A 19,785-nucleotide genomic window follows, 5' to 3' on the forward strand; every position below is an offset into this window, starting at 1 on the left:
GCTTTTTGTTTTTTTAGTCTATCTATTAAAATAACGAACGACGTTCGAGTAATGTTTAACAAAATGAAATATTTTTTCTACCCGGAACGAAGATTTGTTACCTTTGCGCCTATTATGAGTAATAATCCGAAAAGTCCCATTATAGACCTTCAGCAACAGCAACTCCTCCTGCGGATGGAGTATGAATATGAGAAGGAAGAATTTAAGCGGCAGACCGAAACAATGGGCGTTGCCCGTAAAGTGAAGCGCGGTCTCTGCTGGTATCCTGTCTCTCTTGGCCGAAGTTACTACAATTCGCTGAATCAGCTTGTAATAGATATTACACGGACCGAAAATAAAGAAATAGAGCATTCCTTTGAGTTCGGCCGTCCTGTTTGCTTTTTCCACCAGTCATTCGAAGGAAAAGTGAAGTATATGGATTTCATCGCTACCGTCAGCTTTGCCGACGAAGAACGAATGGTCGTTGTACTCCCCGGAGCGGGAGCTTTAGCGGAACTGCAAACTGACGGTATACTGGGGGTACAACTTTATTTTGACGAAACATCGTACCGGGCCATGTTCGAGGCACTGGAAGACACGATACGCGCCAAAGACAACCGCCTGGCGGAACTGCGCGACATTTTGTTGGGTACCCAAAAACCGGGATTCCGCGAATTATATCCTGTCCGCTTTCCATGGCTGAACAGTACACAGGAAACAGCAGTCAACAAGGTGCTATGTACGCGTGACGTATCTATTGTTCACGGTCCTCCGGGAACCGGAAAGACAACGACTCTTGTCGAAGCGATTTACGAAACGTTACACCGGGAACCACAAGTGCTTGTCTGTGCACAAAGCAACACGGCTGTCGACTGGATTTGTGAGAAACTGGTAGACCGGGGAGTACCCGTGCTCCGCATTGGAAATCCGACCCGAGTCAACGACAAAATGCTTTCATCCACCTACGAACGCCGGTTTGAAAGTCATCCTGCCTATCCGGAGCTTTGGGGAATCCGTAAATCTATCCGCGAAATGGGTAGCCGGATGCGCCGGGGTAGTTATTCTGAACGGGAAGGAATGCGTAATCGCATGAGTCGTCTCCGCGACCGTGCCACGGAGTTGGAAATACAAATCAATGCCGATCTTTTCGACAGTGCCCGTGTGATTGCTTCTACCCTAGTCAGCAGCAACCACCGCCTGCTCAACGGACGTCGTTTTTCGACTTTATTCATCGACGAAGCTGCACAAGCCCTCGAAGCTGCCTGCTGGATCGCTATCCGCAAAGCAGACCGGGTCATCCTTGCAGGAGATCATTGTCAGCTTCCGCCGACTATCAAATGTATAGAAGCTTCCCGTGGAGGATTGGATCATACATTAATGGAAAAAGTCGTTCAACAAAAACCTTCCGCGGTCTCTCTATTAAAAGTACAGTACAGAATGCATGAAACCATCATGCAGTTTCCCTCCGACTGGTTTTATCACGGAGAACTGGAAGCTGCTCCGGAAGTACGCTATCGGGGGATTCTTGATTTCGACACTCCCATGAACTGGATCAATACTTCAGAGATGGACTTTCACGAAGATTTTGTAGGAGAAAGCTTCGGACGCATCAATAAGCAGGAAGCCAACCTACTACTGCAAGAACTGGAAACTTACATCGAACGTATCGGCAAAGAGCGAATACTGGATGAAAGAATTGATTTCGGTCTGATTTCGCCATACAAGGCACAAGTGCAATATTTGAGAGGAAAAATAAAAGGAAGCAGCTTTTTACGCCCTTTCCGCAGCCTCATCACCGTGAATACGGTAGACGGCTTTCAGGGACAGGAGCGAGACGTTATTTTCATCAGTCTCGTACGTGCCAACGAGGACGGACAAATCGGGTTTCTAAATGACTTGCGAAGAATGAATGTAGCGATTACGCGGGCACGAATGAAACTTGTTATATTAGGAGATACCTCCACCCTTGCCAAGCATCCTTTCTATAAAAGGTTGATGTTATTCATTAAAAAGGAGGATTAAATACTTAATCCTCCTTTTAACAAAGCACACTTTCTCCCGAAACCACACTTTTTTTAACACAAACAAAACAAACAATATTTTACATCAGTACTATTCTTAATTTTTCACCCTCAAAGATAGTCGATTATTCCAATGCACTCCAACTATTTCCACCATTTTATTTGCGGATCGCGCGTTTTTGCCCATTCTGCAAATTTAGGATATGTTTTATCAATGCGCTGATTCTCCTTTTTAAGATCTAAATTCAAAATAGAAGCGTCCAAACGAGCATCTACATGAATTGCAAACGGAAAACCATCTTTGCAAATGAAATAGGTACCATCTACATCACCACGAGAAATATCAGCTCCGGAAGGGAAACGATTATTCGCACCAGTCGTCGGCTTATGATCTGTCAGATGGACTTCTGTGGCAGAGTTGAATACTTTTATAAAAGGGTTATAAGGAGCTACCACCACTGATTTATCAAGAGTAGGGTTATTAAATTGTATGGATACCGTATATGTCTTCTCTTGAATATTCTGATTAATCATATCCTCCGCATTCACATTGGATACTCCCAATTCAGCTTTAGCATCCTTGAATAATGTTATCACATTACCTGAATAGGAAGTAATTTCATCGCCATTGATTATTACTTGGGACGCTTTACTCAAATCGAAAGGAACCTCATACGCAAACGAGTTTTTATAATTAGCTCCCGTCCAAGCCAATGTGAACTTATCAATAATATTAAGAACTTTATTATCTATATTATAATCAACACTTGACTGATATTTCATGACTACATCATTCAAGTCATAATCTCCTTGCTCCGGCCAGTTATCTTCAAAGCCAAGCACTCCAGAATACTTTTCTGTTCCTTGTCGATCACCTGGATTAGGAACCTCCGGAACTTCAATAGCAGCAATAGGATTAGAAGAGATAACAAAAGCAACATCATTATAGTCATTTTCTCCACTTTTCCAGTCTTCCATCGTAATAACATTCACTCTGTCACCTGCTTTATTTTTTGCTGCAAAAATTGCAGTGTGAGAAATTTTGTCACTATTCAAAGATTTGGTTGAGTAGAACATATTCCCATTAGCCTTGGCATTTACCCAGCCATTATTCCATATCAAGAAACCAATCTTTGTATTTGCCGGAATACGTTCCGGGTCCTCTTGAGGGAAATTACCAGTCTCATTTATATATTTTAAATTAACTGCAACCCCACTATAATAACCTAAACTATTTCCATGTGCGTTAGGAAATATGACACATGCATGCTTTGTTGCCTTCCTTATTTCATCAGTAGAAGCATCTTTCGGATAGCAATAATAAGCAAATACACTTTTCGCTCCTGTGTCTCCCCCAAAATAGTTAATAACGACATTTGCATCTTCTTTTATCAGAATATCAGCATTATCAGTAACTAAAGGTCCTACGTTATTCTTTCCTTCCGGAAAATATGTCGTTATATAACTCTTGAGAGTTGCATCCACGTTGATCTTCTTAGAAGCATCCAAATAGTCAGGCTTACCTGAATTTGCATTCCAAGTTCCTAATACGTTCGGGATTACATCTGTAATAAATTTCACCGCAGCCCTTGTTTGTGCACTTCTCGTTGATGAATCCACAGGAGTAACATCAAGAGCATTCTCAAAGGTTATTTTTGCGCTGACATCCGAACCGACAACTTTAGTTTTATACAAAGTCGGCACACCAAAATCCGGAGAATAAATATAAACTTCTGAAACTGCTGTCGGGAAAGAAGCCGGTTTGATATAACGTCCTTGTATATCTGTAAATCCGGTTGCAATATGTGACACCCCTGCTTTCTTTATAATCTGACCACCTTCTGCCACATAAGAAAGCGGATTTTCAGCATAAACTTCAAAATAAGCCCTAGGACATTCCTTTCCATAATCAATATTCAATTGAATATTTTTAGTAGTGGCAAAGTCGAAATAGTTATCTAAAGTAACTTCTTCTTTATCTCCTGAATTAGCAGGATCATATACATCTTTCTGTAAACAGCTTGAGAAAGCAACAGAAACAACACCGATAACACATGCTAATTTAGCAATGTTAATCATTCTTTGGGGTAAGTTAAAACACATCATACTTCTCGTTCATTTTATTTGATGGTGCAAATATAAACATAAACTTGCATATTTTAATCACATTATTGATATATTTTTCAAAAAAAAGTTTCTGCAAGCTTCACCTACCCATTTTAAAATATCTTATTAATAAAAAAAGGAGAAAGCAAAAAGCTCTCTCCTTCTTTTAAAACTTGTATAATCTAGTCTAATTAATTATTTTCCGGACGAAGTTTACGAACAGTTACAGCAGTCTGCCACATTTCGCTTTCGCGTAATTGACGGAGTTCTTCGTTCAATTTTTCACGATAATCAGGTTGTGAATTACTGTCGATAGAAATCTGTGCTTCGTTACCAGTCTTCACACTGTTATACAACTTTTCAACTACCGGTTTGATAGCATCGTGGAATGGGCCCATCCAATCGAGAGCACCACGTTGAGCAGTAGTAGAGCAGTTAGCGTACATCCAGTCCATACCGTTCTTTGCAAACAACGGCATCAATGACTGTGTCAGTTCTTCCACTGTTTCATTGAATGCTTCAGAAGGACTATGACCGTTTTCACGCAATACTTCGTACTGTGCCAGCAACAAACCTTGGATAGCACCCATCAATGAACCACGTTCACCTGTCAAGTCAGAAGTAGCTTCACGTTGGAAAGTTGTTTCGAACAGATAACCGGAACCGATACCAATACCCAGTGCGATGGTTCTTTCGTAAGCCTTGCCTGTAGCATCCTGATAGATAGCATAAGAAGAGTTCAAGCCACGTCCTTCGAGGAACATAGTACGCAAAGATGTACCCGAACCTTTAGGAGCAACCATGATAACGTCGATATCAGCAGGAGGAACTACACCTGTACGGTCGTTCCAAGTGATAGCAAAACCGTGTGAGAAATAAAGAGCTTTTCCAGCAGTCAGGTAAGGCTTGATAGTAGGCCATACTGACATTACTGCTGCGTCAGACAACAGACACATTACAATAGTACCTCTCTCACAAGCTTCTTCGATACCGAACAAAGTTTCACCCGGAACCCATCCGTCTGCTACTGCCTTATCGTATGTTTTTCCTTCACGTTGACCAACGATTACATTGAAACCGTTATCACGCAAGTTCAGTGCCTGTCCAGGACCCTGTACGCCATAACCGATTACAGCGATTGTTTCATTTTTCAATACTTCACGAGCTTTTTCCAATGGAAATTCGTCACGGATTACTACAGTTTCAGTAGTACCTCCAAAATTCAACTGTGCCATTTTCTTTTTGTTTTTAGTTTTTGATGACTTACGCCATCTGTTATTAATTGATTTTATATTCTCACATTTATTCAAATATCACTTTCGAGCGGCAAACAACTTCGTTGCCATTCTTCTTCACTTCTACGTGAAACTCGTTTGCGTTCACTTCATCGCAGAAGAAAGAGAGTTCATCACCAAAATAGCTTTCCGCCACATACGCCATTTCAAAACGACGGATACGTTTGGTCTTATACAATTCAATCGGGAACAAATCAAGGATATGCTCGATGTAACGGATGCTGTTTACATGACCGTTGATATCTATATCACTGTATTTTGCCGTCAGGGTAGCTATCGGCTGATCGCTTGTCACTTTGATGCGTGAAGGCTTTTCAATCGGGCAAGGCTCATCACAGACATAGTCTACGATACTTCCCCCATGCAAAGTCAACAAGTCGGCAGGCTTGCGGGTATTAAGATTAATCATTGCCCATACGGAACGTGCGTAGCCAATCTTCTTCCCATCCTTATCAATAATAGCAAAATTACGGTCCGTAAACAAACGGTAGACATTTTCCACCCACGTCTGAACCGAGAAATTCTCATACTGATAAGGCATTTCATCCAACTCAATAGCCAGACGTGAAAGCACCCATGTGTAATTATCCTCATTCAGCGTTGCAATACCAAAACCACGGTCATTGGCGTGAAAACCTGCACAATTCAGCAGATGATTTCCCAGTACCCCCATAGTCAGACGTCCGTTGAAGTCAACATGGAACGGTTCTGCCACAAACTGATAAGTCCCTATTCTATTTTCTTCACTCATTATTCTTATTGGTTTTTACTTTGGTTATACATAGCTTCCCGTCCATCGAGAAACTCATTCACCCGTTCAAAGCAGCTGGTAGTAATCGCTACACGTCCTGAACGGACAAACTGCAAAACACAATTCAAAGCCTTCAGTTCACCATAGAGCGAAGTTATATCTTCGCTCATTCCATTTTTCTCGACAATAGAAAATATCGGATTGACTTCCACTATACGTGCATTGTATCTACGAATCAGTTTGGATGCTTCCGGATTCTCCTGAAAAGCAGGAGTAGACACCTTATATAATGCAATCTCGTGGAAATAAATCTCATCCTCTGTGAAATAATGTGCCTGAATCACGTCGATCTTCTTTTCGATCTGTTTCACTACCTTCTCAATGATGTCCTTATCAGTCCAAGCTGTTATTGTATACTTATGTACACCTTTAATAGAAGAAGCAGATACATTCAGGCTCTCAATATTTATTTGCCGACGGGTAAATACAGCAGTTACCTGATTCAGCAACCCGGCTATATTCTCCGAATGAACAATGATTGTATATAACGTTTTATCACTCATAACTCTAATTTTTTAAATGCGAACTCTCAACTCTCCATTCTCAACTCTCAACTTCTCCTAGCACTCCAGCAACATCTGGTTTACCGAACCACCCGGAGGAGTCATCGGCAAAACATTGCCTTCTTTCACCACGCAAGCTTCGAGCAGGAACGGACCGTCCGTTGCCAGCATTTCAGCAATAGCTTCCTTCAGTTCTTCACGAGTGAAAACACGCTTGGAAGGAATATCATAAGCCGAGGCCACTTTCATATAATCCGGATTCAACATCGGGGTAAACGAATAGCGACGGTTGAAAAACATAGCTTGCCACTGACGTACGTTTCCGAGGTAATTATTGTTCAAGCAGATAATCTTCACCGGAGCCTTCTGCTCCATAATCGTACCCAGTTCCTGAATATTCATTTGCAGTCCGCCATCTCCCATAAATACGCATACGGTACGTTCCGGTGCTCCGAAAGTTGCCCCGATAGCTGCGGGAAGCCCGAAGCCCATTGTTCCAAGTCCTCCGGAAGTAATGATACTGCGTTCTTTCGTATATTTAAAGTAGCGTGCAGATATCATCTGATTTTGACCTACATCTGTTACCAAAACAGCTTCATGGTGAGTAGCATCACTAACCGCACGTACCACTTCCCCCATACTCAAAGAGTTTGTGGCAGGATGAAGTTCAGGACGGATTACTTTTTCCTCCTCCACTTTCTCATATTCTTTGAAGCTATCAATCCATTCGGTATGAGTGTTCTTTTTCAGAAGTTTCGTCACAGAAGCCAGTGTTTCCTTGCAATCTCCCAATACAGCTACATCTACCTTTACATTCTTATTAACTTCCGCAGGATCGATATCAAAATGAATCACTTTTGCCTGTTTGGCATAAGTAGCCAAATTACCGGTCACACGGTCGTCAAAACGCATACCAACAGCAATCAGCACATCGCATTTATTGGTATTGATATTCGGTCCCAGATTGCCGTGCATACCCAACATACCTTTATTCAACGGATGTTCTGTCGGCAAAGCCGAAAGTCCGAGCAGCGTACAACCCGCAGGCATATCCGCTTTTTCGATAAACTCGCGCAATTCGCTCTGTGCATTTCCCAGTTCAACACCTTGTCCAACCAATACAAGCGGACGTTCAGCGTTATTAATCAGTTCGGCAGCAGCCTGTACAGTCTCCTCGTCCGTATCGGGAACAGGAACATAACTACGGATAAAATCGACTTTCGTCGGTTCGTATTTCGTTTTCTCTACTTGCGCATTTTTGGCAAAGTCCAATACCACCGGACCCGGACGACCACTACGGGCAATGTAAAACGCACGTGCTACCGCCCAGGCTACATCTTCCGCACGGCGAATCTGATAACTCCATTTAGTGATTGGCTGGGTGATACCTACCAAGTCAACTTCCTGAAAAGCATCCGTCCCAAGAAAGCCTGTTCCTACCTGTCCGGCAATCACCACGATAGGCGTACTATCGATCATCGCATCCGCAATGCCTGTTACCGTATTGGTTGCTCCGGGACCGCTCGTCACCAGGCAAACACCTACATCACCCGATACACGGGCATAACCTTGTGCGGCATGGGCGGCTCCCTGCTCGTGACGAACCAAGATATGGTTCAATATATTTTGATGATCGTACAAGGCATCGAATACCGGCATAATAGAACCACCGGGGTAACCAAAGATGGTAGTCACTCCCTGATGTTCCAAGGAGCGCATCAAAGCCTCTGCACCTGTTATTAAATCTTTCATATTAGTTGATAGTTGATAAATGATAAATGATAGTTGAGAAATGACAGTTGAAAATGAATGGTTTACAATCATTGCGCTAAGTGCTGCGCAGCTAACTATTACCTATCAACTATATTATATAATTCTCACTGCTCCCTTATCGGCAGAGCTTACCATGCTGGCATACGCCTTCAGGCTCTTCGGTACATAACGGTCACGAGTGACAGGAGTCATCGGACGGGCCGCCAGTTCTTCATCCGTCAGTCGCACGTTAATCTTCCGGGCCGGAATATCGATTTCGATAATGTCTCCGTCTACAATTTTTCCGATATTGCCTCCAGCTGCCGCTTCAGGAGAAATATGTCCGATACTCAATCCGGAAGTTCCACCACTGAAACGTCCGTCGGTAATCAAAGCACATTCTTTTCCGAGATGACGAGATTTGATATAAGAGGTAGGATAAAGCATTTCCTGCATACCGGGACCACCCTTCGGACCTTCGTGCGTAATGACGACTACATCGCCACTGACGACTCGGCCTCCGAGGATGCCTTCACAGGCTGCTTCTTGCGAATCAAATACTTTGGCAGGTCCGGTAAATTTCCAGATACTTTCGTCTACACCTGCTGTTTTTACCACACAACCGTCTTGGGCAATATTGCCTTTCAATACGGCCAATCCACCGTCTTTGCTATAAGCATGTTCCAAATCACGGATACATCCGTTTGCACGGTCTTTATCCAGTTCCTTATAGTACATGCCCTGTGAACCAAGTACGAGATTGAATCTATTTCCGGCTGCACTCGAATATTTTTTAATTGCCTTTTCGCTTACATTCGGGCTGGTGATTGAATATTCATTAATAGCTTCCGCCAATGACATTCCGTCTACCCGTCGAACAGATGTATCTATCAGACCGCCTTTTGCCAGTTCATCCATGATAGCAATAATACCACCGGCACGGTTTACATCCTGAATATGATATTTCTGTGTATTGGGAGCCACCTTGCAGAGACAAGGAGCCTTGCGGGAAAGCATATCGATATCATCCATCTTGAAATCTACCTCTGCTTCATGAGCAATAGCCAACAGGTGAAGAACTGTATTAGTAGAACCACCCATTGCTATATCCAGCGTCATGGCATTCAAGAAAGCCTGACGGGTAGCAATGCTACGAGGAAGCACACTTTCGTCTCCTTCTTCATAATATAACTTTGCATTTTTTACGATCAGTTCTGCTGCATCTTTGAAAAGCTGCGTGCGATTCTCGTGTGTAGCTACGATGGTTCCGTTTCCGGGAAGAGCCAGTCCGATTGCTTCATTCAGGCAGTTCATTGAATTGGCGGTAAACATACCGGAACAACATCCGCAAGTAGGACAAGCATTTTGCTCGATATTCGCTACTTCCTGATCGCTGACACTTTCATCAGCCGATTTAATCATCGCGTCGATCAAATCCAGGTGCTGACCATTCCATTCTCCGGCTTCCATCGGACCGCCCGATACAAATACGGCAGGAATATTCAAACGCATAGCCGCCATCAACATTCCGGGAGTAATCTTATCGCAATTGCTGATACATATCATTGCATCTGCCTTGTGCGCATTAACCATATATTCTACACTGTCTGCAATGATGTCACGTGAAGGAAGCGAGTAAAGCATACCATCATGTCCCATTGCTATACCGTCGTCGATAGCTATTGTATTGAATTCCGCAGCGAAGCATCCCAGCTTCTCAATCTCTGCCTTCACCAGCTGACCGATTTCATGTAGGTGTACATGCCCCGGGACAAACTGTGTGAACGAATTGACGATAGCGATAATGGGTTTACCCATCTGATTCTTCTTCATGCCGTTGGCTGCCCACAATGCACGGGCTCCCGCCATCCGACGGCCTTGTGTACTAAACGAACTGCGTAATTGCTTTTTCATTTCAATCTATCTTTTAATTAAAGAGCCTTCCTCACACAAGTGAGAAAGGCTCTAAATTCTATCTTTTATGGTACGAACACATACAACACAAAAACCTTTCTCACGCTCTTGATGGGACCACCACGACGCGAATAATATGCAGGACTGCTAGGTTAATAGATGTATGTAACATATTCATATCTTCTTTTCTTTATTTTCGTGCTGCAAAGGTAAGGGCTTTTTTATTATATCCAAACAAATCGAAGAAAAAAATCACTTAAAAGCGAATAATTGTAAGAAAAGAGAGGTATTATTTCTCTATTTTATCACTTAAAGGTTGAATTTACAACTATTATCTAACTGCGCACCTCACTTCCTTTTTCTGACAAAAGCACTTAATAATCTGAAATTTACCCTCCCTATACCGGAGTACAAGCAAATAATTCGTATCTTTGTAGACCCGTATTTACGGGAATTATTAATCAGAAACAAAAAAGATCAGATGGAAACAGTAGAAAACAAGTACATTACCGTTGCATACAAACTATATACAATGGAAGATGGTGAAAAAGAGTTGTTCGAAGAAGCAAAAGCAGAACATCCCTTTCAATTCATTTCAGGATTAGGAACAACACTCGAAGATTTCGAAAATCAGATAACTGCTCTTTCTAAAGGTGATAAATTTGATTTTACCATTCCGGCAGATAAGGCTTACGGACAATATGACGAACAACACGTTATTGACCTCCCCAAAAATATTTTTGAAATAGATGGCAAGTTTGACAGCGAACGTATTAAAGAAGGTAACATCGTACCTTTGATGACTGGTGACGGTCAGCGCGTAAATGCCAGCGTAGTAGAAATCAAACCGGATGTTGTAGTAGTTGACCTCAATCACCCGTTGGCTGGTGCCGACCTGATTTTCGAAGGTGAAATACTGGAAAGCCGTCCTGCTACTAACGAAGAAATCCAGGAATTGGTGAAAATGATGAGTGGCGAAGGTGGTTGCGGTTGCGGATGCGACAGCTGCGGTGATGGCTGTGGCGACGACTGCGGTTGCGAAGGCGGACACTGTCATTAATTGAAGTATTAAGTATAAAGTATTAAGTATTAATTTCGTGCGAATATAGCCGGAGTTTTAATACTTAATACTTTTTTTATGCCGTCATTCCGGCTAATACTTAATGCCTAATACTTAATACTTGATACTTAATACTTAAAATCAGCATCCTTTGTGCGTCATGATGTCAAGCACCATTTTATCCGTTTCGTTCATGGCTTGCGAGCCGATTCTTGTCAGGTTACGGATACTTTGGTCTACATCTTCATCTATAATTCCTTCTACGGAAGTCACACAACGGTCTTCCATTGCCATCATGGCAGACAGTACGGCTGTCGAAACTCCGGTGGTTACCTTCAAGGCACAACTCGGTTTTGCACCGTCACAAATCATTCCTGTCAAATTGGCAATCATGTTTTGAACAGCGAAGGCAACCTGATTGTAGTTTCCTCCCATTAACCAGGTGATTCCACAACTGGAACCTGTGGCAGCTACCACACAACCACACAAAGCAGACAGACGCCCCAAACTTTGTTTGATATATATAACAGTGAGATGGCTAAGCATTAAAGCACGGATCAGTTCTTCTTCACTTTTTCCGTTTTCTTCTGCAAAGACAACGACAGGAAGTGTAGCGGATATCCCCTGATTACCACTGCCGGAATTACTCATTACAGGAATCATAGCGCCAGCCATACGGGCGTCGCAGGCAGCCGACGTATAAGAGAGGATATGAGAAAACACGCTATCCCCCATCACTTTATGCTCATAAGTTCCCCGAAGCATTTTCCCTAAAGAATGTCCGTAGTTACCTTTAAATGCTTGTTCGGCAGCAGCTTTGTTCAAACGGGCTGTGTCAAGGATGAAACGGATTTCATCCAGCGGAGCAGTCAGTGCAAAATCATAGACCTTGCGCAAATTTAGTTCGAGCGAAGCCTCTTCCTCTTCTTCGCTAGCTGTCTGTTGATTGTCGAGCAACATTTGTTCATCTTTGGCTATATATATAAAAGTAGTATGTCCACCGGCAATGATGGCTTTAGCCGTTTTATCTCCCGTTTTACAGTTCACTTCAATATAAAGCTTTTCCGTAATATCTTCTTTTAGAGAAATACAAATCCGTTTTTCTGCGATAAACAGTTTTCCCTGTTCCACCGCTTCCGATGTACAATCCCTCAACACCTCCAACTGATAATCTGATTTGCCAATCAACGCACCCAAAGCAACCGCTATGGGAAGCCCGACCATACCCGTTCCCGGGATTCCTACTCCCATAGCATTCTTTAATATATTAGCACTTAACAGGACTTCTATCTTTTCCGGTTTCGCTCCCAATGTTTCGGCAGCCTTAGCAACACAAAGCGCTACTGCGATAGGTTCCGTACATCCGATAGCCGGAATGACCTCCTTCTTAATCAATTCTATAATTTGCCTTCTTTCTGATTCAGTCATAGACTTATAAGTTTTGATTCCACAAAAATAGGAAATTCTTTCTTTTCCAACATTCTATAATGAACAAATAAAATCTCATATTGTTATAAAATCTCCCATATACCAAACTTTAACAGAAAGAATTGATAGAAAAATGAAAGCAAAACACGTAATTGTCTATTTGCTACTAGCTATTGTTTCCTCTTCATGCATCCGCGAAGAAGCTCTCAATGCAGAAGCAGACATATTAAGTTGTATACTACCGGGAGTAGCCATGACAACCAGCCCTATTATTAACAATAATTCCATAACTATCTTTGTCGGTCCGGGAACTGATATTTCAGAACTCAAACCTGAATTTACATTGACTCCAGGAGCTACGATCAGTCCACTTAGCGGCACAGAACGAAATTTCAATACCCCACAGGAATATACTGTCACAGCTGCCGACGGTATTTGGAAAAAAGCATATACAGTATCAGTGATCGACACGGAACTTGCCACGAACTATAACTTCGAAGATACACTGGGCGGAAAGAAGTACTACATATTTGTAGAACGCGAAAGAGATAAGGTCGTCATGGAATGGGCCAGCGGAAATGCGGGTTATGCCATGACCGGAGTAGCCAAAACAGCCGATGATTATCCCACTTTCCAAATAACGGACGGAAAAGCCGGCAAATGCCTCTCCTTAGTGACACGCAGTACCGGATTCTTCGGTCAGCTAGCAGGAATGCCTATTGCGGCAGGAAATCTGTTTATCGGTTCTTTCGATGTGAGTAACGCAATGAGCAATCCACTGAAAGCGACTAAATTCGGCCTTCCTTTCCGGCATGTACCCACTTATCTAGCTGGTTATTATAAATACAAAGCAGGAGATCAGTTTACAGAGGGAGGAAAACCTGTGAACGGGAAACGGGACATCTGTGACATATATGCCATCATGTACGAAACCAGTGAATCTGTTCCCACTCTCGACGGAACGAATGCATTCACCAGTCCGAACCTGATTTCAACAGCACGGATTAATAATGCCAAAGAAACGAACGAATGGACTTACTTTAAACTTCCTTTCATCACTCTCCCCGGAAAATTCATTGATAAGGAGAAGCTAAGGGATGGGAAATATAATATAGCCATTGTGTTTACCTCAAGTCTGGAAGGAGATCATTTTAACGGAGCAATCGGAAGTACATTACTGATCGACGAGGCCGAGTTAATCTATCACTCGGAAAATTAGCGGGATTTCGATGAAGGATTTTCCATAACAATACCTCATAATACACTCAAGCAATGTACCCACACAAAACGTGCACATTATCAAACGAACGGAATTAAATAACTTTATAACAACCATAATGATGAAAATCTATCCGTATATATTCAGTTTATTAGCCTGTATAGGAATAGCTCTCCCCGGCTATTCACAGGTAGACCGAAATGAAACGCTGATCCGTTCCGCCCTTCACGGACTGGAATATGAAATCAAAGCAGGTTTCAGCATTGGCGGCACAGCCCCGCTTCCCCTTCCGGTAGAAATCCGTTCGATTGACGGATATAACCCGACACTGGCCATCAGCATAGGGGGCGAAGTAACCAAATGGATTGCCGTTCAGAACAAACTCGGAATCATAGTCGGACTCCGGCTCGAAAACAAAGCAATGACCACCGAAGCCACCGTAAAAAATTACAATATGGAAATTCTCGGACAAGGAGGTGAAAGAATCAGCGGAGTATGGACGGGCGGAGTGAAAACCAAAGTACATACCGCCGGACTGACTATACCTCTAATGGCTACCTACAAACTAAGTAACCGATGGAACATCAAAGCCGGACCTTATTTCTCGTATCTGCTTTCAAGAGAATTTTCAGGTCATGTGTACGAAGGATATTTGCGGGAAGATGATCCCACCGGTCCGAAAGTAGAATTTACCGACGGCAAAATTGCAACCTACGATTTCTCGGACGACTTGAGACATTTCCAGTGGGGATTACAGGTGGGAGCCGGATGGCGAGCTTTCAAGCACCTCAATGTGTATGCTGATCTCACCTGGGGATTGAACGATATATTTAAAAGCAATTTTAATACAATCACTTTTGCAATGTATCCTATCTATTTGAATATAGGTTTTGGGTACGCATTTTAAGTCTCACCACAGATTACACAGATTAACACAGATTATTTATAAGTCATAGACTATCAATATAAATAATCTGTGTTAATCTGTGTAATCTGTGGTGAATAAGGAATTAATTTCCACCAGACTCCGCCACCTGTTTCACTCCGGAATAGGTCACTTTTACAGTCTGTTGCAATGTAGGCACTTTCACGTTAATGGTCATGTCTGCATTTCCATCTTCTACCGTTCCCGTAACAGTTACAGGACAGGTACCCAAAGCAGCGGCATTTCCCTCAAACGTAAGGTCTTGCTGTCCGGTAAATGTAGACACCCCTTCCCCCTTCTTCACTTCGCACTTATCAACAACAATATCTCCAAATTTCAGGATCTGTTGGTTGATAAACAGTTCAAACTCCTTCAATTCAATCTTCACTTCCGTATTGCTGACTTGCGAGAGAGTGATAAACTTCTCTATTCCATCTCCTATGACAATTTCCTGGTCAGAACCATCCGGTATCATGGATATATCCAGATTTCCCCAATACGTTCCGACTACATCCGGAGCCGTTATCGCAGCTTCCTCTTCAGGAGGATTCCCATTATTCTTGTTATCACTGTCGTCATCGTCACTGCTACAAGCAGCAAAGAAAGTAAGAGAGCAGACCAATGCCAATAAATACAATAGATTCTTTTTCATACGTCTTTGGTTTAGTTATTATAATAAATTTCGTCCCTTATAAACTAAAAAGAAGAAAAAAGGTTCAATATGCTTCCTTTTTCGAAGATATTTCGAGTTCACAACTTTCTTATCGAAAACTTTGTTATATTTGCATATAGTAATTTTAAAAAAGCCACAACTATGTTTAATTCATTTGGCAATATCTTTCGGCTCACAAGTTTCGGTGAGTCTCATGGAAAAGGAGTTGGAGGAGTGATTGACGGATTTCCGGCAGGAATTGTCATCGACGAAGAATTTGTACAACAAGAACTTAATCGCCGCCGTCCGGGACAATCCATTCTTACCACTGCACGTAAAGAAGCTGATAAAGTTGAGTTTCTTTCAGGCATTTTTGAAGGGAAATCCACCGGATGCCCTATTGGTTTTATCGTTTGGAATGAAAACCAACACTCCAATGACTACAACAATCTGAAAAATGTATATCGTCCTTCACACGCTGATTACACGTACACAGTGAAATACGGAATCCGTGACCACCGTGGCGGCGGACGTTCTTCCGCACGCGAAACGATTTCGCGCGTGGTAGCCGGCGCATTGGCTAAGTTAGCACTTCGTCAACTGGGTATCAATATCACTGCCTATACTTCGCAGGTAGGTCCTATCAAATTGGAGGGTACTTACTCGGATTACGATCTTGATTTGATAGAAACAAACGATGTACGTTGTCCGGACCCGGAAAAAGCAAAAGAAATGGCAGACCTTATATATAAGGTGAAAGGAGAAGGCGACACCATCGGTGGCACACTGACCTGCGTCATCAAAGGATGCCCCATCGGACTTGGACAACCTGTTTTCGGTAAACTTCACGCTGCCTTGGGCAACGCCATGTTAAGTATCAACGCTGCCAAAGCATTTGAATACGGCGAAGGATTCAAGGGATTGAAAATGAAAGGTTCCGAACAGAACGATGTTTTCTATAATAACAACGGACGCATCGAGACACATACCAACCACTCCGGAGGTATCCAGGGAGGATTGAGTAATGGTCAGGATATTTATTTCCGTGTAGTATTCAAACCGATTGCAACGTTGCTGATGGAACAGGAAACCGTCAACATTGATGGTATCGACACCACCCTGAAAGCACGCGGACGCCATGACGCTTGTGTACTGCCCCGTGCCGTGCCTATCGTGGAAGCAATGGCCGCCATGACTATACTTGATTATTACTTACTGGATAAAACGACGCAACTGTAATGAACGAAATTCAGAAATACATAATAGCGCACGAACCGGAAATGATGAATGACCTGTTCAGCCTCATCCGCATCCCCAGTATCAGTGCTCTGCCGGAGCATCACGATGATATGCTGGCTTGTGCGGAACGCTGGGCGCAGTTGTTACTTGAAGCCGGAGCAGATGAAGCATTGGTGATGCCCTCAAAGGGTAATCCGATTGTTTTCGCTCAAAAGATGGTCGATCCGGACGCAAAGACTGTATTGGTTTATGCTCATTACGATGTAATGCCGGCCGAACCGCTGGAGCTTTGGAAAAGCCAGCCGTTCGAACCGGAAATACGGGACGGATATATTTGGGCGCGTGGAGCAGATGACAACAAAGGACAATCATTCATCCAGGTAAAGGCGTTCGAGTATCTGCTTAAAAACGATTTGCTGAAGAATAATGTAAAATTCATCTTCGAAGGTGAAGAAGAAATAGGCTCACCCAGCCTGGAGGCTTTCTGCGAAGAACACAAAGAGTTACTGAAAGCAGATGTCATCCTTGTCTCGGATACGAGTATGCTGGGAGCTGAACTTCCGTCTTTAACAACCGGTCTTCGCGGACTGGCTTATTGGGAAATAGAAGTGACCGGACCGAACCGGGACTTACATTCCGGACATTTCGGCGGTGCGGTGGCTAATCCCATCAACACACTTTGCCAGATTATCAGCAAGGTGACGGATGCTGACGGACGGATTACCGTTCCCGGATTCTATGACGATGTGGAAGAAGTTCCGCAAGCCGAACGGGAAATGATTGCGCATATTCCTTTTGACGAAAAGAAATACAAAGAAGCAATCGGCGTAAAAGAGCTTTTCGGAGAAAAAGGATACAGCACATTGGAACGTAACAGCTGTCGTCCGTCTTTTGACGTATGTGGCATTTGGGGCGGATATACGGGAGAAGGTTCTAAAACCGTACTTCCTTCAAAGGCGTATGCCAAAGTTTCCTGCCGGTTAGTTCCGCATCAGGATCATCATAAGATTTCGCAGATGTTTGCAGAGTATATTTCAAGCATTGCTCCGGAAACTGTTCAGGTGAAAGTAACTCCGATGCATGGAGGACAAGGATACGTATGCCCGATTTCGCTTTCTGCTTATCAGGCTGCCGAAAAAGGCTTTGAAATTGCTTTCGGAAAGAAACCGCTGGCAGTACGCCGTGGTGGTAGTATTCCTATCATTTCTACTTTTGAACAAGTATTGGGAATCAAAACTGTATTGATGGGATTCGGTTTGGAATCAGACGCCATCCATTCACCAAACGAAAACTTTTCACTGGATATTTTCCGTAAAGGGATAGAGGCAGTCATTGAATTTCATCAAGAATACGCCAGACGATAAAGCGGACAGACAAAAAGTCTAATTATAAACGGTATATAAAAAAGAGCGATGGACAAGTGTTTGATTACAAACCTGTCCACCGCTCTTTTTATATATTTACAGATACCAACAAATTACATGACCGGAGTCTGGAAAAGGAAAGTAAACGATTGACTGTCTTTCAAATCCTTCACTGCATCACCTGCATAAATCTCTCCCTTTGTCAGAGACAATTTCTTAATCCCTGCTTTCGGACTAAAATCTATTTTCTTCAAGTCCAGCCAAAACATATTCGGTGTCAAAGTAGATTCGAAATAATACACTTTATTCTTCTGATCGGAAACGGAACGCCAACGGGTAGAAGAAATATAAGGCTTCTCCGGCGTGTTAATACCAAATGGTACAGAAACATTACGCATCACACTCAATACACTGGGAACTGCAATTTTTGCATCAGCAGTTTGCGGAATGGCATGAATGTAGAAAGAAGCCCTGACAAAGCGGTCACTCGCACGATTTGTTCCCGGTAGCATCTGTAAGCCACCAATTTCTTTCCAATAATCATTAATAGCCAATTGATAGTCATATCGGGGAGAATTTGTCATCACCCGGTATTCTTTCCCTTCGTGAATACTTAATTTTCCATCCAAATATTCCAATACAGCCGTATTCCCAGTTTCATCGGTTATAGCCAGATGCAAGGTAGATTCCGGTCCCCCATTCGGCATACGGGGAGCATCAATCCGGAAAGTCTCTTTTTTCAGTTCATCCACGGCTTCGCGTACCGTAGCAAAGTTATCAAGCACATACTGTGTCCAAATGCTGATTCCCATTGCCGGGCGGGTATCACCGGGAAGAGAGTAAATAGATTCCGGTAAGAAAAGCAGACTCGCCACCAATCCTTTCTCGTTCATTCCATCGCAAGTACCAATATCATATCCTGTGGCAATTACACTTCCGTATTTGGCAGTCCAGTTCACCGTTTTATCCTTGTTATGTCCCGCACGCTGAATACCACGTGGAAACACATAGATATTCGTCATGATATCTTCTTTCCAGTCCATGGTACGCCCCGTTATCACCATCTGGTCAGGACCTATGTATACTGCACGCGTACATGCTTCCACAGGCTGTATACTCCCCAAAGAGACGGCAACCAACACCAATGCAACTCCTGCTAATTGTTTCTTCATATTCTTTCTTTTTAAATAATTGATACTCTTATTTATAAATAACAAATATGACACGATTATTGCCTACAAGAAAGATGATTTTAATGAAAAAAAAGAATTTATTCAGTGAATGAGGAAGTTTTTGGTTTTCGATGCATGACAGTTATCATCGCAGAACTCATTTCTAGCGATAGATATTAAATAAATGAAAAGGATATGCATAAAGTATTACGCGGAGGCAGTTATTACACCTTCGAGAAATACTGTAAAGTCACCAGCCGTTATGGAGTGACCCCACAACGGTGGGATATTGATTACGGGTTGCGGTTAGTAGTGTCTCTCTAACTTATGTATAAATGTTAAGTC

Annotated in this window: 15 protein-coding genes and 1 pseudogene; 7 read left to right on the forward strand and 9 right to left on the reverse strand. The window is 42.8% G+C overall.

Annotated features, from left to right (window positions below):
* The first annotated feature begins 63 nt into the window (after positions 1–63).
* Positions 64–2,001 carry an AAA domain-containing protein gene (locus tag DW862_RS14415; protein ID WP_165861927.1) on the forward strand — a complete coding sequence of 646 codons (1,938 nt, stop codon included), beginning with the start codon at positions 64–66 and terminating at the stop codon, positions 1,999–2,001.
* A 143-nt stretch (positions 2,002–2,144) separates the two neighbouring features.
* Here the strand turns inward: DW862_RS14415 and DW862_RS14420 are convergent, their stop codons facing one another.
* From DW862_RS14420 to ilvD, 6 genes are all read right to left on the reverse strand, one after another.
* Positions 2,145–4,106, reverse strand: a complete 1,962-nt coding sequence (locus DW862_RS14420) for an LruC domain-containing protein (RefSeq protein WP_120068960.1) — start codon at positions 4,104–4,106, stop codon at positions 2,145–2,147.
* 191 nt (positions 4,107–4,297) lie between these two features.
* Positions 4,298–5,341, reverse strand: coding sequence for a ketol-acid reductoisomerase (gene ilvC / locus DW862_RS14425; protein ID WP_004321861.1), 1,044 nt, complete (start codon positions 5,339–5,341; stop codon positions 4,298–4,300).
* A gap of 67 nt (positions 5,342–5,408) precedes the next feature.
* Positions 5,409–6,152, reverse strand: coding sequence for an acyl-[acyl-carrier-protein] thioesterase (locus tag DW862_RS14430; RefSeq protein ID WP_004306752.1), 744 nt, complete (start codon positions 6,150–6,152; stop codon positions 5,409–5,411).
* A gap of 5 nt (positions 6,153–6,157) precedes the next feature.
* Entirely contained in the window at positions 6,158–6,715 is a 558-nt protein-coding gene (ilvN, locus tag DW862_RS14435) for an acetolactate synthase small subunit (protein WP_117611042.1), read from the reverse strand.
* A gap of 57 nt (positions 6,716–6,772) precedes the next feature.
* Positions 6,773–8,467 (reverse strand): biosynthetic-type acetolactate synthase large subunit, encoded by a 1,695-nt coding sequence (gene ilvB, locus DW862_RS14440; RefSeq protein ID WP_015531435.1) that lies wholly within the window; start codon positions 8,465–8,467, stop codon positions 6,773–6,775.
* A gap of 114 nt (positions 8,468–8,581) precedes the next feature.
* Positions 8,582–10,381, reverse strand: coding sequence for a dihydroxy-acid dehydratase (gene ilvD / locus DW862_RS14445; RefSeq protein ID WP_015531434.1), 1,800 nt, complete (start codon positions 10,379–10,381; stop codon positions 8,582–8,584).
* Between the two features lie 481 nt (positions 10,382–10,862).
* On the opposite strand from ilvD, the gene DW862_RS14450 reads away from it, so the two are divergent.
* Positions 10,863–11,441, forward strand: coding sequence for a peptidylprolyl isomerase (locus tag DW862_RS14450; protein ID WP_004313581.1), 579 nt, complete (start codon positions 10,863–10,865; stop codon positions 11,439–11,441).
* A 141-nt stretch (positions 11,442–11,582) separates the two neighbouring features.
* Here DW862_RS14450 and DW862_RS14455 read toward each other — a convergent pair whose 3' ends face one another.
* Positions 11,583–12,869 (reverse strand): serine dehydratase subunit alpha family protein, encoded by a 1,287-nt coding sequence (locus DW862_RS14455; protein ID WP_009038761.1) that lies wholly within the window; start codon positions 12,867–12,869, stop codon positions 11,583–11,585.
* A 133-nt stretch (positions 12,870–13,002) separates the two neighbouring features.
* Here DW862_RS14455 and DW862_RS14460 point away from each other — a divergent pair, with 133 nt between their 5' ends.
* Both DW862_RS14460 and DW862_RS14465 read left to right on the forward strand, forming a co-directional pair.
* The gene (locus tag DW862_RS14460) at positions 13,003–14,088 is read left to right on the forward strand and encodes a PCMD domain-containing protein (RefSeq protein ID WP_004313579.1); all 1,086 of its coding nucleotides are present in this window, start codon (positions 13,003–13,005) and stop codon (positions 14,086–14,088) included.
* Between the two features lie 121 nt (positions 14,089–14,209).
* Positions 14,210–14,995 carry a porin family protein gene (locus DW862_RS14465; protein WP_032812068.1) on the forward strand — a complete coding sequence of 262 codons (786 nt, stop codon included), beginning with the start codon at positions 14,210–14,212 and terminating at the stop codon, positions 14,993–14,995.
* Positions 14,996–15,098: 103 nt separating this feature from the next.
* On the opposite strand, the gene DW862_RS14470 is transcribed toward DW862_RS14465, so the two are convergent.
* Positions 15,099–15,665, reverse strand: coding sequence for a calycin-like domain-containing protein (locus DW862_RS14470; protein WP_008024812.1), 567 nt, complete (start codon positions 15,663–15,665; stop codon positions 15,099–15,101).
* Between the two features lie 162 nt (positions 15,666–15,827).
* Between DW862_RS14470 and aroC the strand changes: the two genes are divergently transcribed.
* Positions 15,828–16,904 carry a chorismate synthase gene (gene aroC, locus DW862_RS14475; protein ID WP_008024813.1) on the forward strand — a complete coding sequence of 359 codons (1,077 nt, stop codon included), beginning with the start codon at positions 15,828–15,830 and terminating at the stop codon, positions 16,902–16,904.
* Entirely contained in the window at positions 16,904–18,268 is a 1,365-nt protein-coding gene (locus DW862_RS14480; RefSeq protein ID WP_087318873.1) for a dipeptidase, read from the forward strand. The genes aroC and DW862_RS14480 overlap by 1 nt, the downstream gene beginning before the upstream one ends.
* A gap of 113 nt (positions 18,269–18,381) precedes the next feature.
* Here the strand turns inward: DW862_RS14480 and DW862_RS14485 are convergent, their stop codons facing one another.
* A complete protein-coding gene (locus tag DW862_RS14485; RefSeq protein ID WP_009038764.1) occupies positions 18,382–19,440 on the reverse strand; it encodes a linear amide C-N hydrolase in 1,059 nt (352 codons plus the stop codon).
* Positions 19,441–19,620: 180 nt separating this feature from the next.
* Between DW862_RS14485 and DW862_RS26630 the strand changes: the two are divergent.
* Positions 19,621–19,764 (forward strand): annotated as a pseudogene (locus DW862_RS26630) (formylglycine-generating enzyme family protein); the annotation flags it as partial.
* Positions 19,765–19,785 lie beyond the last annotated feature (21 nt).

Source organism: Bacteroides sp. AM37-9 (assembly GCF_003603455.1).
GTDB classification, from domain to species: domain Bacteria; phylum Bacteroidota; class Bacteroidia; order Bacteroidales; family Bacteroidaceae; genus Bacteroides; species Bacteroides xylanisolvens.